The sequence below is a fragment of the Embleya hyalina genome (assembly GCF_003967355.1).
In the GTDB taxonomy this organism is placed as follows: Bacteria; Actinomycetota; Actinomycetes; order Streptomycetales; family Streptomycetaceae; genus Embleya; species Embleya hyalina.
Window position 1 is genome coordinate 110,596 of sequence record NZ_BIFH01000026.1, and the last position, 13,838, is coordinate 124,433.

General features: G+C 73.1%; 16 protein-coding genes. 8 read left to right on the plus strand and 8 right to left on the minus strand.

Features of this window, described 5'->3' with window-relative positions:
• Nucleotides 1-15 precede the first annotated feature (15 nt).
• Nucleotides 16-1,227 (plus strand): serine hydrolase domain-containing protein, encoded by a 1,212-nt coding sequence (locus tag EMA17_RS28215; RefSeq protein WP_246126946.1) that lies wholly within the window; start codon nt 16-18, stop codon nt 1,225-1,227.
• 16 nt (nt 1,228-1,243) lie between these two features.
• On the opposite strand, the gene EMA17_RS28220 is transcribed toward EMA17_RS28215, so the two are convergent.
• Both EMA17_RS28220 and EMA17_RS28225 read right to left on the minus strand, forming a co-directional pair.
• Nucleotides 1,244-1,579: a VOC family protein gene (locus EMA17_RS28220; RefSeq protein ID WP_126639951.1), complete on the minus strand. Its 336-nt coding sequence runs from the start codon at nt 1,577-1,579 to the stop codon at nt 1,244-1,246.
• A gap of 75 nt (nt 1,580-1,654) precedes the next feature.
• Complete coding sequence (locus EMA17_RS28225; RefSeq protein ID WP_126639952.1) at nt 1,655-2,419, minus strand: TetR/AcrR family transcriptional regulator; 765 nt, start codon at nt 2,417-2,419, stop codon at nt 1,655-1,657.
• 113 nt (nt 2,420-2,532) lie between these two features.
• Here EMA17_RS28225 and EMA17_RS28230 point away from each other — a divergent pair, with 113 nt between their 5' ends.
• Together EMA17_RS28230 and EMA17_RS28235 are read left to right on the plus strand one after the other, a co-directional pair.
• Nucleotides 2,533-3,168 carry an NAD(P)-dependent oxidoreductase gene (locus EMA17_RS28230; RefSeq protein WP_126639953.1) on the plus strand — a complete coding sequence of 212 codons (636 nt, stop codon included), beginning with the start codon at nt 2,533-2,535 and terminating at the stop codon, nt 3,166-3,168.
• Between the two features lie 123 nt (nt 3,169-3,291).
• Complete coding sequence (locus EMA17_RS28235) at nt 3,292-3,675, plus strand: DUF488 domain-containing protein (protein WP_126639954.1); 384 nt, start codon at nt 3,292-3,294, stop codon at nt 3,673-3,675.
• On the opposite strand, the gene EMA17_RS28240 is transcribed toward EMA17_RS28235, so the two are convergent.
• Nucleotides 3,672-4,862 (minus strand): amidohydrolase family protein, encoded by a 1,191-nt coding sequence (locus tag EMA17_RS28240; protein WP_126639955.1) that lies wholly within the window; start codon nt 4,860-4,862, stop codon nt 3,672-3,674. The genes EMA17_RS28235 and EMA17_RS28240 overlap by 4 nt on opposite strands.
• A gap of 103 nt (nt 4,863-4,965) precedes the next feature.
• Nucleotides 4,966-5,595: an NADPH-dependent F420 reductase gene (locus EMA17_RS28245; protein WP_126639956.1), complete on the minus strand. Its 630-nt coding sequence runs from the start codon at nt 5,593-5,595 to the stop codon at nt 4,966-4,968.
• A gap of 100 nt (nt 5,596-5,695) precedes the next feature.
• Between EMA17_RS28245 and EMA17_RS28250 the strand changes: the two genes are divergently transcribed.
• Entirely contained in the window at nt 5,696-6,067 is a 372-nt protein-coding gene (locus EMA17_RS28250) for a winged helix-turn-helix transcriptional regulator (RefSeq protein WP_126639957.1), read from the plus strand.
• 64 nt (nt 6,068-6,131) lie between these two features.
• On the opposite strand, the gene EMA17_RS28255 is transcribed toward EMA17_RS28250, so the two are convergent.
• Nucleotides 6,132-7,508 carry an MFS transporter gene (locus EMA17_RS28255; RefSeq protein ID WP_126639958.1) on the minus strand — a complete coding sequence of 459 codons (1,377 nt, stop codon included), beginning with the start codon at nt 7,506-7,508 and terminating at the stop codon, nt 6,132-6,134.
• Nucleotides 7,509-7,609: 101 nt separating this feature from the next.
• Here EMA17_RS28255 and EMA17_RS28260 point away from each other — a divergent pair, with 101 nt between their 5' ends.
• Nucleotides 7,610-8,566 (plus strand): helix-turn-helix transcriptional regulator, encoded by a 957-nt coding sequence (locus tag EMA17_RS28260; protein WP_126639959.1) that lies wholly within the window; start codon nt 7,610-7,612, stop codon nt 8,564-8,566.
• A 62-nt stretch (nt 8,567-8,628) separates the two neighbouring features.
• On the opposite strand, the gene EMA17_RS28265 is transcribed toward EMA17_RS28260, so the two are convergent.
• Nucleotides 8,629-9,426 carry an exodeoxyribonuclease III gene (locus EMA17_RS28265; protein WP_126639960.1) on the minus strand — a complete coding sequence of 266 codons (798 nt, stop codon included), beginning with the start codon at nt 9,424-9,426 and terminating at the stop codon, nt 8,629-8,631.
• A 79-nt stretch (nt 9,427-9,505) separates the two neighbouring features.
• Nucleotides 9,506-10,021, minus strand: coding sequence for an NUDIX domain-containing protein (locus tag EMA17_RS28270; protein WP_126639961.1), 516 nt, complete (start codon nt 10,019-10,021; stop codon nt 9,506-9,508).
• A gap of 114 nt (nt 10,022-10,135) precedes the next feature.
• Here EMA17_RS28270 and EMA17_RS55460 point away from each other — a divergent pair, with 114 nt between their 5' ends.
• From EMA17_RS55460 to EMA17_RS28285, 3 genes are all read left to right on the plus strand, one after another.
• Nucleotides 10,136-11,437, plus strand: a complete 1,302-nt coding sequence (locus tag EMA17_RS55460; RefSeq protein ID WP_160161589.1) for a VWA domain-containing protein — start codon at nt 10,136-10,138, stop codon at nt 11,435-11,437.
• Nucleotides 11,438-11,703: 266 nt separating this feature from the next.
• Entirely contained in the window at nt 11,704-11,910 is a 207-nt protein-coding gene (locus EMA17_RS28280; protein ID WP_126639963.1) for a hypothetical protein, read from the plus strand.
• A 260-nt stretch (nt 11,911-12,170) separates the two neighbouring features.
• Nucleotides 12,171-13,163, plus strand: a complete 993-nt coding sequence (locus tag EMA17_RS28285) for an asparaginase (protein WP_126639964.1) — start codon at nt 12,171-12,173, stop codon at nt 13,161-13,163.
• A gap of 48 nt (nt 13,164-13,211) precedes the next feature.
• Here the strand turns inward: EMA17_RS28285 and EMA17_RS28290 are convergent, their stop codons facing one another.
• Nucleotides 13,212-13,727 (minus strand): DUF6228 family protein, encoded by a 516-nt coding sequence (locus EMA17_RS28290; protein ID WP_246126947.1) that lies wholly within the window; start codon nt 13,725-13,727, stop codon nt 13,212-13,214.
• Nucleotides 13,728-13,838 lie beyond the last annotated feature (111 nt).

Genomic DNA, 13,838 nt, shown 5'->3' on the forward strand with positions numbered 1-13,838 from the left:
AGGGAGAGTGGCGTCGTGGGTTCTGCTTCGGGTATGCCGCGCTGGGGTCGGACCGTGCCGGCCCTGGCCGGGGCCGCGGCCGGGGCGGTGTGGCTCTGGCGACATCAGGGCGATCTGATGCTGCGGCGTCCGGTGAACGAGTGGACCTTCACCCACATGAACGCGCTGATGCCCAAGACCGTCGTCCCGCGTGCCGCGACGCCGTCCCCGTGGCCGGAGCGGGCGGAGTCGATCGAGGCGACCTACACCCTCGACCGGGTCGAGCGCCCGCTCGCGGACCTGCACGCGCGCACCTTCACCACGTCGTTCCTGGTGCTGCATCGCGGGGCGATCGTGCACGAGAGCTACGCGGGCCGCTGCGCCGGGCCGGGCGTGCGCTTCCAGGCTTTCTCGTTGACCAAGTCGGTGACGTCGATCCTGGTCGGCATCGCGCTGGCCGAGGGCGCGATCACGAGTCTGCACGACCCGGTCGCGACCTACTGCCCGGACCTGGCCGGGACCGCGTTCGAGGGGCCCACCGTCGAGCAGGTGTCGGACATGTGCAGCGGCGTGGGCGCGGTCGAGGACTGGACCGTCCCGGAGAGCGCGATCAACCGCTTCGAGCGCGCGGTCACCGGCGGCGGATCGATCCTGGACGTGATCCGCTCGCTGCCCCGGATGAGCCCGCCGGGCACCGCGTTCAACTACTCGACGATCGACTCGCAGGTGCTGGGGTGGGTCCTGGAGGGCGCGACGGGAATGCCGATCGCGGAGTACGCCGCGAGCCGCCTGTGGTCCCGGATCGGCACCGAGGACGACGCGTACTACTTCCTCACCCGGGGCCGCCCGCGCACCGCGCTCGGCGGCGGCTCGCTCAACGCGAGCACCCGCGACCTGGCCCGGATCGGCCTGCTGATGGCCCGCGACGGCGAGTGGGCGGGCGAGCGGATCGTGCCGAAGGAGTGGGTGGCGCGCAGCCGCGGCCGCGACGTCCCCCACATCGCGGTCGGCGCACTCGGCCCGAGCGGCCGACCGCATTACGGCTATTCGAGCCAGTGGTGGACCCTCGGCGGCGCACGGCGCGCCTTCACCGGCATCGGTGTCTTCGGCCAATACCTCTACGTGGACCCCGAAGCCGACGTCGTCATCGTCAAGACCAGCGCCTGGCCCACCGCCGACGACGAGTGCCTGGACCGGGAGACCATCACCGCGTTGCGGGCGTTGGCGGACCACCTGAACCGGGGCTGAATCCGGGCCCGGGCCGTCAGCCGGAGACGCAGAACTCGTTGCCGTCCGGATCCCGCATGGTGGTCCAGGTCAGCCCGGGCGCACTGCGATCCCCCACCACCGTGGCGCCGAGCCCGACCAGCCGGTCGACCGCCGCGACGCGGTCGGGGGCGGAGAAGTCGATGTGCAGCCGGTTCTTGCCGACCCTCGGCTCCGGCACCTTCTGGAAGCCGAGGACCAGCGGCTCGGCCGCGACCATGACGAACTCGCCGAAGTCCTGGGCGATCTCCACGCCCAGCGCGTCCGCCCACCAGGCGGCGAGCCGGCCCGCGTCGGCGCAGTCGATCGTGATCATGTGCGGTGTCAGTTCCATGCGCGCACGATATGAGCCCGGGCCGACATCGCGGGCGGACATCCGCTGCCCGGAGTGTCGCAGCCCGCGCCGACATCAGGTGCGGGCGATGCCGCGCATCAGCGTGCGGGCGGTGCTCGCGGCGAACTCGGCCGCGGGCGGGCCGTCCTCGACGCCCATGAAGTGCCGCAGGAACGCCCGCTGGTAGCACGCGCCCAGGAGCAGCGCGGCGGCCGCGTCGGGATCGGTCCCCGGTGCGATCCGGCCCCGGTCGCGTTCCACCGCGAGGTAGTCGGCGAGCATGCGCAGCGGTACCTGCGGACCGGCGCCGATGCCGCGCAGCGCCTCGCGGTGGCGCTGCAGCAGCGCGGGTTCGGCGAACAGGGACGAGGCGATCGGCATGCTCTCCTCGTAGAACTCCACGGCGCGGCGCACGATCGCCGCCAACCGCCGCTCCACGGCGTCACCCCCCGCGTCCGCAGCCGTGCCGGACGCGATCGATTCGCCCGCCTCGCCCGCCTCGCCCGCCTCGCCGGAGAGTTGCGCCAGCAGCGGCCCCAGCGGCGGCAACCGCTCCTGGAGGACCGCGACGAACAGCTCCTCTTTGCCGGTGAAGTGCTTGTACAGCGCGGCCTCCGAGCAGCCGGCGGCGCGCGCGATCTCCTTCGTGGTGGTCCGCGCCAGGCCGAGCGTTCGCATCAGATGCTCGGCGGCGTCGACGATGCGCTGCCGGGTGGGCACCGCCGGCCGCGCCCCGGGGCCGGTCTCGGGGCGGGACGCGGCGCGGGTCCCGGATGTCGGCCCGGGAGTCGACGGCGACGGCTCCCGCCGGTCCGCGCCCGGGTGGGGCGAGTGGTGCATCGGGGCGATCGTCCGTTCGTCGTGGGTGGTCCTGGGCCGGACTTGACGTAGTGGTGAGCAAGTATTCACCATGGAGGGGTGAGTGAACACTCACCAACCTCGGGAGGCGACACATGAGGCTCACCGTTCTCGGCGCGACGGGTGCCACCGGCGGACACGTCCTGCGGCAGGCCGCGGCGGCCGGACACAAGATCACGGCCGTGGTCCGGGCGCCGTCCCGGCCCGACTTCGAACACCCGAACATCGACGTCGTCCGGGCCGACGTGACGAATCCGGCCGAGTTGCGCGAGGCGATCGACGGGCACGACGCGGTGCTCTCCGGCATCGGGCCGCGCAACCGCAAGGTCACCGGGATCGCCGCCGCCGCGACCGCCGCGATCCTCACCGCGATGGCCGACACGGGGGTGCGGCGCCTGGTGACGATCAGTGCCGCGCCGGTGGGCCCGACGCCGTCCGAGGACTCGATCCTGGTCCGCAAGGGCCTGATCCCGATCCTGCGCTCGATGCTCAAGGACGTCTACGCGGACCTGGCGGCGATGGAGGCCGAACTCGCCCGCAGCGACACCGACTGGACCGCGATGCGACCGCCGAAGCTGACCAAGGCGGCCGTCACCGGCGTGTACCGCACGCAGATCGGCGGCAGCGTGCCGCGCGGCGCCACGATCGCCCGAGCCGACGTGGCGCACGCGATGCTCGCGGTCGTCGACGACCCGGCGACGTACCGCCAACCGGTCGGCATCGCGTACTGAACCCGCGCCCGACACGCGCACCGAACACGCATATCGAACGCACGCGCGGCCCGATGGTGGGACCGCCCGGCGGCGGGGTACACGCGGGCATCGGGCATCGACCCCCAACCGGAGGCAGCCACCATGGCCCAGCGCCCCACGGCCGGCGGACCCACCATCGGCGTCCGCCGCGTATACGACCCCGTCGACCCGGACGACGGCCTGCGCGTGCTGGTCGACCGCCTGTGGCCGCGCGGAATCACCAAGGCCGACGCCCGTCTCGACGACTGGGCCAAGGAGTTGACCCCGTCCACCGAGCTGCGGCGCGCCCTGCACGGCGGCACCCTCACCGAGGCCGAATTCCGCACCCGCTACCGCGCCGAACTCGACTCCCCGACCGCCGAATCCGCCCGCACCGCGCTACTGACCCGAGCCGGCACCGGGCACGTGACCCTGCTCACCGCCGTCCGCGACCCATCCCACAGCCACGTCCCCGTCCTGATCGCGTACCTGACCGAAAACGCCTAGGGCGTATCCGCCCAGGTCCCGCCGACCATGACCGCCGTGACCGCGGTGAGTGCCCCGATGTTGGTGACGGGGTCGCCCTCGCACAGCAGCAGGTCGGCGTCGTGGCCCGCGCGGAGGCGGCCCTTGCGGGTGCCGAGGCCCACCGCGTCGGCGGCGAGGGAGGTGGCCGACGCGAGGGCGTCGGTCGTCGAGACGCCGCCGAGGACCAGGTCGGCGATCGCCGCCGGGAGGCTGCCGTGCGGCTTGGCGGCGCTGATTCCCGAGTCGGCTCCGGAGACGATGCGGACCCCGGCCCGGTGCAGGCGGACCACGTGGGCGAGCCGGACCTCCCGGGTCGCTCCGATGCGCGCCAGCAACTCCCGTGCCGCCGGCGGCGCGAGCGCGTCGGGGTCGGTTCCGAGCGTGGGGCACACGGGGATGCCCCGTGCCGCGAGTCGGTGCAGCAGGTCGTCGGAGATCCGCACGCCCTGCTCGGTCAGACAGGTGCAGTGCTCGATGCCGTCGGCGTGCGCGGCGAGGGCCTGTTCGACGGCGGGCAGGTTGTGGGCGTGCACCGTCACCGGCAGGCCGGCGGCGTGTGCCTCGTCCACGATCAGGCGCATCTGCGCCCGGGTGAATTGGCAGTGCATCAGATCGGTGCCCGGCGTCATGGTGCCGCCGCTGCCCATCACCTTGACCACGTCCGCCCCGCGCTCGACCCGCTCCCGCACCGCCGCGCGCAGTTGTTCCGACCCGACGGCCTGGGTACCGAATCGCCAACAGTGGCCCCCGGCACTGGTGATCGGCGGCCCCGCGGCCAGGATCGTCGGCACGGCCCGCCCGTCCGGCGCCCGATCGCGCCGCCGCAGCACCGACCAGTCGCGGTCGCCGAGATCGCGCACCACGGTCACCCCGACCGCCAGTTCGCGCCGTAGCGAGTCGTCGATCACGGCGTCGAGTTCGGCGACGGAGTAGTCGGGCAACCGGTCGAGCGCGCCGTCACGACCGTCGCCGCCGAGGTGGCTGTGCAGGTCGAACAGGCCGGGGAGGATGGTCGCCGTGGGGTGGTCGACCACCTCCCAACCGTCCGGCACGTGGGCCGCGCCCGGCTCCAGTCCGACGATCCGACCGTCCGCGACGAAGACCGATACCGGCCCGGGCAGTGCGCGTTCGCCGTCGAAGGCGCGTGCGACTCGAATCACCGGCATGTCGTTCACGTCCCTTCGGGCCGATCCCTGACACCGCAAAGCCTAGGGCCTTGGACACGGCCGAAGAGAGCGGAACGCCGGACCGTGAAGGAACGGACGGGTCCTACCCGTGGGCGTTCTCCGGCAGCGGCAACATCGTCCGCGGGTCCTGGCCCGCGAACCACATGCCGATCACGATCGCCGCGGTCGCCTCCAGGTAGCCCGCCCGGTCCAGGCCGCCGACCGGCAGCGGTACCGATCCGACGTCGGCGACCAGGGTGTGTGCCACGGCCAGCGCCGTCGGGTCGTCACCGCACAGCGGCACGCCGAGGCCGGCCGCGTGCGGGCCCGCCCACACCTCGGCCGCGCTCAGGTGGAACGCCTTGACCACGTGCGCCCCGGGGGCCGCCGCCGCGAGCGCCCCGGCCGCCGCCGGGCCGCCGTCCGTGGTCAACATCAGGCCGCCCGGCCCCGGCACGATCGGGTTCGAGCAGTCGAGGAGGGCCTTGCCCACCAGGCTCGGCGCCAGCGGCGGGACCACCTCCCCGACCGCCGCGTGCCCCACCGACACCAGCACCGCCTCCCCGTGCCCGGCGGCCTCGGCGAGCGTGCCCGCCCGCGCCCCGATCCGCTCGGCGAGCACCGCGGCCCGCTCCGCCGACCGGGCCCCGATCAGCACGTCGTGTCCGGCCCCGACCCACTTGGCCCCCAGCGCCGCCGCCATGTTGCCCGCGCCCAATATTCCGATTCGCATCGCGCTTCTCCCCATACGACGTGTGTCTTTCCGGCTCCACGACGCTAGGCGCGCCGATCCGCACCGTTCGGTAAGTGACGGCCGGGGGAGAATGGGTGCCATGACCGAGCACGAAGGCGAGTACGTCGCCGACTGCCGCGCCCGCGTCGCCTTCGACCTGCTCACCAACCGCTGGAACAGCGTGGTCGTGTACGCGCTGGCCGACGGCCCGACCCGGCCGGGCGCCCTGGCCGCGCGCATCGGCGGGATCAGCGCGAAGGTCCTCACCGAGACGCTGCGCCGACTCGAGTACCACGGCCTGGTCGTCCGCCGCACCTACGCCGAGGCGCCGCCGCGCGTCGAGTACGCGCTGACCGACCTGGGCGAATCCCTCCTGGTCCCGTTCCGGGCGCTGGGCGAGTGGTCCCTCGAATACGGCCACCGCGTCCTGGCCGCCCAGGACGCGGCGGAGGCCGCGGCGAACACCGGATAGCACCCGCCGCGGCCCCGAGTTCGTCGACGAACACCGAGGGGCACCCCCGTGGCCCCCCGGAACCTCACCGACGCAGCCGCGCCGCCGGCACGGTGGTGACCAACACCGTCGCCGCGATCCACAGCGCCGTCACCTCGCCCGCGTGGTGGAAGTCGCCGCCGACCGACAGGTACAGCGTGCCGAACACGGCCACGCCGAGCACCTGGCCGAGTTGGATCATCGTCACCATCAGGCCCGACGCGTCCGACGCCTGCGGCAGCGGCACCCGGCGCAGCGCCAGCGTCATCACCGGGCTGTACGCCACCCCCAGCCCGAAGCTGCCCGCCGCCATCGTGGCGAGCAGCACCGGCAGCGGCTGCCCGGTGCGGAAGGTCCACGCGGTCGCCGCGAAGCCGAGCGCGCCGATCGGCATCCCGATCATCGGCAGCCGCGGATGCCACGCGGCCGGCAACAACTGCCAGCGCAGCGACACCGTCGCGAACACCAGCGAGGCCGGGATGAAGGTCAACCCCGCCTCCAGCGCCGAGTAGCCCAGGCCGCCCTGGACGTACAGCGCGGTGGAGAACATCAGCCCGCCGAACGCGGTCATCGTCAGCAGCAACGTCACCGCTCCCGGCAGCACCCCGGGTACCCGCAACAACGACGCCGGGATCAGCGGGTGCGACGCGCGCCGTTCGACGAACCCGAACAGCACGAACAGCACGACGCACCCGGCCAGGCTCACCCACCCCCAGGTCGGCCAGTCCAACTCGTGCCCCATCACCAGCGGGACGACCAGGGCCAGCAGGGCGGGGGCGAGCAGGGCCAGACCCGGCAGGTCCAGACCGCGCGCCGAGGGGACCCCGCCGTCGGGCAACACCCGGCGCGCGAGCACGTACAGCACGATCCCGACCGGGATGTTGATCAGGAACACCGGCCGCCAGGACAACCCGAACAGGTCGGCGCTGACCAGGAGTCCGCCGAGCACCTGCCCGGCGACCATGCCGCCGGCGATGGTCGCGGCGTAGCGCCCCATCGCCCGGGCCCGATCGGCCCCGGCGTAGGTCGCCTGGATCAGATTGAGCACTTGGGGCACCATCAGCGCGGCGCCGCCGCCCTGGACGGCGCGGGCCGCGATCAGCGACGTGTCGTCCCAGGCGAGCCCGCACGCCAGCGACGCGGCGGTGAAAACGACCAGTCCGACGCCGAAGATCCGCCGGAACCCGTGCCGCCCGCCGAGCCGGGAGCCGGTGACGATGAGCATCGCGTAGACGATGGTGTAGCCGGAGACGACCAGTTGCAGACCCGCGCCGCTGGTGTCCAGGTCGGTACGGATGGTGGGGCCGGCGACGTTGACGACCGAGGTGTCGAGCAAGGCCATGAACTGTGCGGTGAGCAACGCCGTCAGCAGGAGCGGATGGGCGCGCCGCGCCGTGGCCGGCGCGGCTGTTGTCGTGGTCATGCAAGGAGCGTGCGGGGCCGGCGATCCTGTTGCCGAGAGCCTGTCGATCCTGGTACCGAGAGCACCTGGCAGCCCGGCGGGAGAGCGGCGAGGATGGCCGCATGAGCACCAACACCGCCAGTCGGCGCACCGAATTGGGCGCGTTCCTGCGCAGTCGGCGCGAGCGCCGCACCCCGGAGGAGGTCGGCCTGCCCCCGGGTCTGCGCCGACGCACGCCGGGACTGCGGCGCGAGGAGGTGGCGCTGCTCGCCGGGGTGGGGGTGACCTGGTACACCTGGCTCGAACAGGGTCGGCCGATCAACGCGAGCATCCAGGTACTGGACGCGGTCGCGCGCACCCTGGGGCTGGACCCGGCCGAGCGCACCCACCTGTACCGCCTCGCGCAGGTGCCCTGGGAGGTCGCGTCGCCTCCGGGGGCGACGCTGCCGGCGGAGATCCAGGAGATCCTGGACACGCTGGTCCCGCATCCGGCCGCGGTGTACAACGCCCGCTACGACGTGTTGGCCTGGAACGACGCGTACTCCAGGCTGTTTCCGAGCCTGGCCGAAATGCCGATCGAGGAGCGCAACGCGATCTGGGCCACGTTCACGTCGCGGGAGACGTGTAATCCGTTCATCGACCGGGCCTACGAGGAACCGCGCATGGTCGCCGAGTTGCAGACCGCGTTCGCCCGGCACGTCGGTGAGCCGGAGTGGGAGTCCTTCGTCAGCCGACTGGCCGACGCCAGCGCGGAGTTCGCCCGGCTGTGGGCCCGCCGCGAGGTCAATTCGGGCAGTCGGCACATCAAGCGGCTCCTGCACGTCACGGTGGGCCGGCTGGACCTGGCGGCCACCCGGTTGCAGTTGAACGTCCCGGAGACCCGGATGATGGTCTACACCCCCGCCGACGACACGACCCGCGCCCGGATGGCCGAGTTGATGGCGATGCCGGTCACCCCGTGGTGCTGCGACGAATGCCACACGAAGGCCATGCGGCGGCGCCGCGAGACGCTCTACGGCACGCCGAACGCGCCCGGCACGGACCCCGACCCGATCCCGGAGCCGGCACGGATGTCGTAGCGGCCCGCCCGCGCGGACGCCGTGCGGCCCGCCCGCGCGGACGGTGCGGGAACCCGCCCCGCTCAGATGTCGTACGCCACCGTCACCGGCGCGTGATCGGACCAGCGCGCGTCGTAGCTGTCCGCACGCTCGGTCACCGCCGTGAGCGCGACGTCGGCCAGTTCCGGGGTCGCGACGTGGTAGTCGATCCGCCAGCCGGCGTCGGTGTCGAACGCCTTGCCCCGATACGACCACCACGAGTACGGCCCGGGGCCCTCGGGGTGGATCCGGCGGACCACGTCGTGCCAGTCGGCCGCGCCGAACAGGTCGGTGAGCCAGGCCCGCTCCTCGGGCAGGAACCCGGACTTCTTGACGTTGCCCTTCCAGTTCTTGATGTCGTGCTCGGTGTGCGCGATGTTCCAGTCCCCGCACACCAGCGACTCGCGCCCGCCGATCGCGGCCGTCGCGCGCATCACCTTCAGGTGCGCGAGCAGGTCGGCCATGAACCGGTTCTTCTCCTCCTGCTTGGGCGTCTCCGCCTCGCCGGTGGGCAGGTACAGGCTGGCCACGGTCACCTTGGGCAGGTCGACCTCGATCCACCGCCCGGACGCGTCGAACTCGGCCGACCCGAAGCCGATCCGGACCGCGCTCGGCCGGACCCGGCTGTACACCGCGACGCCGGCCCGGCCCTTGGCGGTGGCGGGCGCGTAGTAGGCGTACCAGCCCTCGGGATCGCGAACCTCGTCGCTGAGCTGGTCGGGCGTGGCCCGTACCTCCTGGAGGCACACCACATCGGCCTCGGTGGCGCCCAGCCACTCGGTGAAGCCCTTGCCGGCCGCGGCCCGCAGCCCGTTCACGTTGGCGGTGGAGACGGTGATCATCGGTGCAGATTAGCCCGTTTCGGCCCTGGGGCGCGGCGGGGGGTGGGCCGGGCCCGCCCGTCGGACGCAACGGTCCCGGTCAGCCGAACAACGTCGCGTGCAGCGGCAGCCAGGCGGCGCCCCGGCAGCGGGCGGCGACCTCGGCCGGCCCCACCCACTCGGCCGCCCCGCACTCCGAGCCCGGCTCCGGCCGGGTGGGCGCGCCCCGGTCCGGCAGCCGCACGGCGTGGAACGCCTGGAACGCCCGGGCCGGATACCGGTAGTCGGCCGGCGGCGGATCCGACAGGGTGATCCGCTGGCCGCCGAGCAGCGTCAGCCGGCCCGCGTCCAGGCGCAGCCCCGTCTCCTCGGCCAGCTCCCGCGCGGCCGCCAGGGCCGGGGTCTCGCCCGGATCCAGGTGCCCACCCGGCACCTCCCAGCCGCGTCCCGGCCGGTCCACCCGGGTGAGCAACGTACGCCCCACCGCGTCCACGGCGAACACGAAGCCGGTGGTCACGGTGTAGCCGGCGGGCACCTCGTCGCAGCGCAGCAGCTCCATGCGATGCGCGACGGGGATCCAGCCCACGGTGAGCGATGCCAACACGATCGACGCCATGGGCCCATCCTGGCGGACCGGATCCCCGCCGGTGCCGGCGGAGTCGTCCTCGTCCGCCCGTACCGAACTCGCCCGAACCGCACCGCGGCTCGGGCGCTGTGGCACGGTGAGGGGATGACGAAGCTCGCCAAGGGCGCGAACGCCCCGCTGTCGACCGGGAATCTGCACGCCACCCTCAACTGGCGACCGGGTCCGGGCGTGCCGGACGTCGACGTGTCGGCGCTGCTGCTGAACGGCGAACGCCGGGTGGGCGGCGACGCGGACATGGTCTTCCACAACCAGCCCGGCCATCCCTCGGGCGCGGTCGGCCACCGGGGCAAACGGCCCGGCTCCGACACCGTGGCCCTCGACCTGGACCGGGCGCCCGCCGACCTGGCGGCGGTGATCCTGGCGGCCTCGGCGGACGGCGGCGCGTTCGGCCGGGTGCCGGGCCTGCGGCTGGAGTTGACCGACGCGGCCACCGGCGCCCCGGTGGTCTCGTTCGACATCGACGACGCGACGACGGAGACGGCGTTCGTGTTCGGCGAGGTGTACCGCCGGGCCGGCGGGTGGCGCTTCCGCGCGGTCGGGCAGGGCTACGACTCCGGACTGGCGAGTCTGGCAACGGACTTCGGGATCAACGTGGCGGCGGAGGAGTCCGCGCCCTCGGCACCCGTGGTCGACCTTGGGAAACAGCGGCTGATCTCGATGGAGAAGCGGCTCGCCCGCGACGGTCACGACACACTGCTCTCGCTGACCAAGAAGGCCGCGATCGGTCTGGAAAAGCACGGCCTGGCCGAGCACACCGCGCGTGTGGCGCTGGTGTTGGACATGTCGATCTCGATGGACGAGATGTACGAGAGCGGTCGGGTGCAGGCACTGGCCGAGCGGGTGTTGTCGCTGGGGCTGCGCTTCGACGACGACGGCGAGGTGGACGTGTTCCCCTTCGCGGCCTTCGCCCGGCGGTTCGGCGGCATGAACATGGACAACTACCGGGGGCGGGTGGCGACCGTGTACGCCGAGGCGGACGTGGGCCCGTGGACCGACTACGGCGAGGCGATGCGGGCGGTGCGGGAGTACTACTTCGGCTCCGGCGCCCCACGCTCGACGCCGCTGCCCGCGACCACGCCGCCCGAGCCGCCGGTATTCGTGATGTTCGTGACGGACGGCGCGACGAGCGAGGAGGACGCGGCCCGCGAGCACATCCGCTCCTCCGGCTACGAGCCGGTGTTCTGGCAGTTCATGGCCATCGGCGAGCCGGACGAGTTCGAGTTCCTGGCGGAGTTGGACGACCTGCCCGGCCGCTTCCTCGACAACACGGCGTATTTCACCGTCGCCGACCTGAACGGCCTGGACGACGACGAACTCTTCGAGCGACTCGTGGGCCAGTACCCGCGATGGCTCGCCGCGGCCCGGAGCCGGGGCCTTATCCGCTGACTGCGGCCGGGGGGGTATCGTCCACCGCGCATCTGCCCAGGTCAGGGCGTCGTCACCGGATTCTCGACGGACCTGCCTCGGAAGACCTCAGGGGACCTTAGGCCGCCTTACGTCGGCTTAGGCCGGCTCGGATCGGCTTAGGTATCCGGGTGTCGACGGATCCCCGGATAGATGCGGCATCCGCCTCATGCCCCGACCCCCACTGGGGCGCGAAGCTGTTACCACGAGCCGGGGAGACCGGGTCGAAGTAACAGAAGGTGGACACAGTGATCGAGTACGAGCTTTACAAGAACCGTCAGCAGGAGCTTCTCACCGTCGCCCGTCGGGACCGGATGGTCGTGGCGGCCCTGCGCAGCCGACGCGCCGCCGCCAAGGCCCGTCGGGCCGAGCAGGTACGGCAGGAGACGGTACAGAGCGCCGCGGCGATCGAGTCGCTGCGCATGCGTCGGAACCTGCAGCTGCTCACCCGGTGACGGCGGCGATGACCCCCGACCCGCAGGCCGGTCCGAGCGCACGATGTCGAATCCGGCCCGACGAACGGGACCGTCGCACGACGGCACCGAAAAGCACCTGGCGACCCCGAGTGGACATACGTCCCTCGGGGTCGTTCCACGTGTGCCCTCGCTCGCCGAGACCACCGCCGGCGGGCGGGTCGAGCGGGTCGGGCGGGTCCTCGGATCGGGCGGATACCGTGTCCGGGTCCATCGCAGTGATCCACGGGAAGGTCCGACCGATGCACGTCGCGCTGTTCACTCTCGGGGGCACGATCGCCATGGCCGGCACCGACCGATCCGCCGCCGACCCGGTGGTGAACCGGCTCACCGGCGCCGACCTGACCGCCGCCGTCCCCGGCCTGGCCGAGTCGGGCGTGCGCTTGCACGTCCAGGACGTCCGGGCCGTACCCAGCGCGGACCTGACCTTCGCCCGGATCCTCGACGTGGTCGCCGCCGGATCGCGCGCGGTCGCCGAGGGCGCCGCGGGCGTCGTGGTCACCCAGGGCACCGACACCCTGGAGGAGACCGCCTACCTGGTCGACCTCGTGTGGCCGCACCCGGAGCCGTTCGTCCTCACCGGGGCGATGCGCAACCCGACCCTGGCGGGCCCCGACGGGCCGGCGAACCTGCTCGCCGCCGTGCGGGTCGCGGTGGCCGAACCGGCGCGCGGGCTCGGCGCGTTGGTGGTCCTGGGCGACGAGATCCACGCCGCGCGCCGGGTCCGCAAGACGCACAGCAGCAGCACGGGCGCCTTCGCCTCGCCCGACACCGGGCCGCTGGGCCGGGTGGTCGAGGAGCGGGTCCGGATCCTGACCGCTCCCCCGCGACACACCCCGCTGCCGACGCCCTCGACCGCCGCACTGGCCGAGGCCCGCGTGGCGCTGTACCCGGCCACGTTCGACGACGACGGCACGCTGCTCGCGGGCCTCCCCGGCGGCCATCGGGGGCTGGTGGTGGCCGGATTCGGCGTCGGCCACGTCCCGTCCGCGCTCGCCCCGACGCTGGGTGCGCTCGCCGAACGCGTCCCGGTCGTCCTGACCTCGCGCACGGGGGCCGGCCCCGTGCTGCGCCACACGTACGGCGCCATCGGTTCGGAGACCGACCTGCAACGACGCGGCCTGCTCGACGGCGGACTGCTCGACCCGTACAAGGCCCGCGTGCTGCTGCGCCTGCTCCTCGCGTCGGGCACGGACCACGCGGCGATCAGGGCGGCCTTCGCCGAACACGGGTGAGCCGGGCGGGCGGCCCGGGTCGGCACCGGCGCGGCCGCCGTGGCACCATCAGCCCTCCGCACCGGCCAGGAAGTGCCTGACATCGGCCGCCAGCACCGACAACCGCTCCCCCGCCGCCAACACCGTGGTCGCCGAGGCCGTCCACCGCCCGTCGGCGGCACGCCACGGCCGCAGCTCCCAGGTGAGTTCCACCCGGCCCCCCGACCGGAACACCGCCCTGACCGTCAGATCCCGGTCGTCCGTACGCCAGGTCCGCTCACCGTCCCATCCCCCGAAGTCCCGGGCGAGGTCCGTCAAGAAGCCGTCGATCTCGGTCGCCTCGCCGCTCCAGCCCACCACCCGCTCCAGGCGCGCGGCCAGCCCCGGCCCACACAACTCGACCGTGTAGTTCACCAGCCGCGACGCCGGGGAGTGCGCGACGGCCACCTCGTCGTCCGGACTGAACGCGTCCCGAAGACATATCCGGGTATCCGGGTCGTCGGCACACCGAACAACCACGTCGCGCGCGGCGCTCGACTCGTCCGGCTCGTTCGCTTCATTCGCCGCGTCGAAGTGGGGATGCATCCGCCGAACCGTAGGGCAGACCACCCACCCTCGTCATTCCGGTTACCCCGAAGCCCGACCCGGGCGGGGGGTCTTGCCGCCGTGCCGCGTGAGCGCGGCGGTCCGCACATG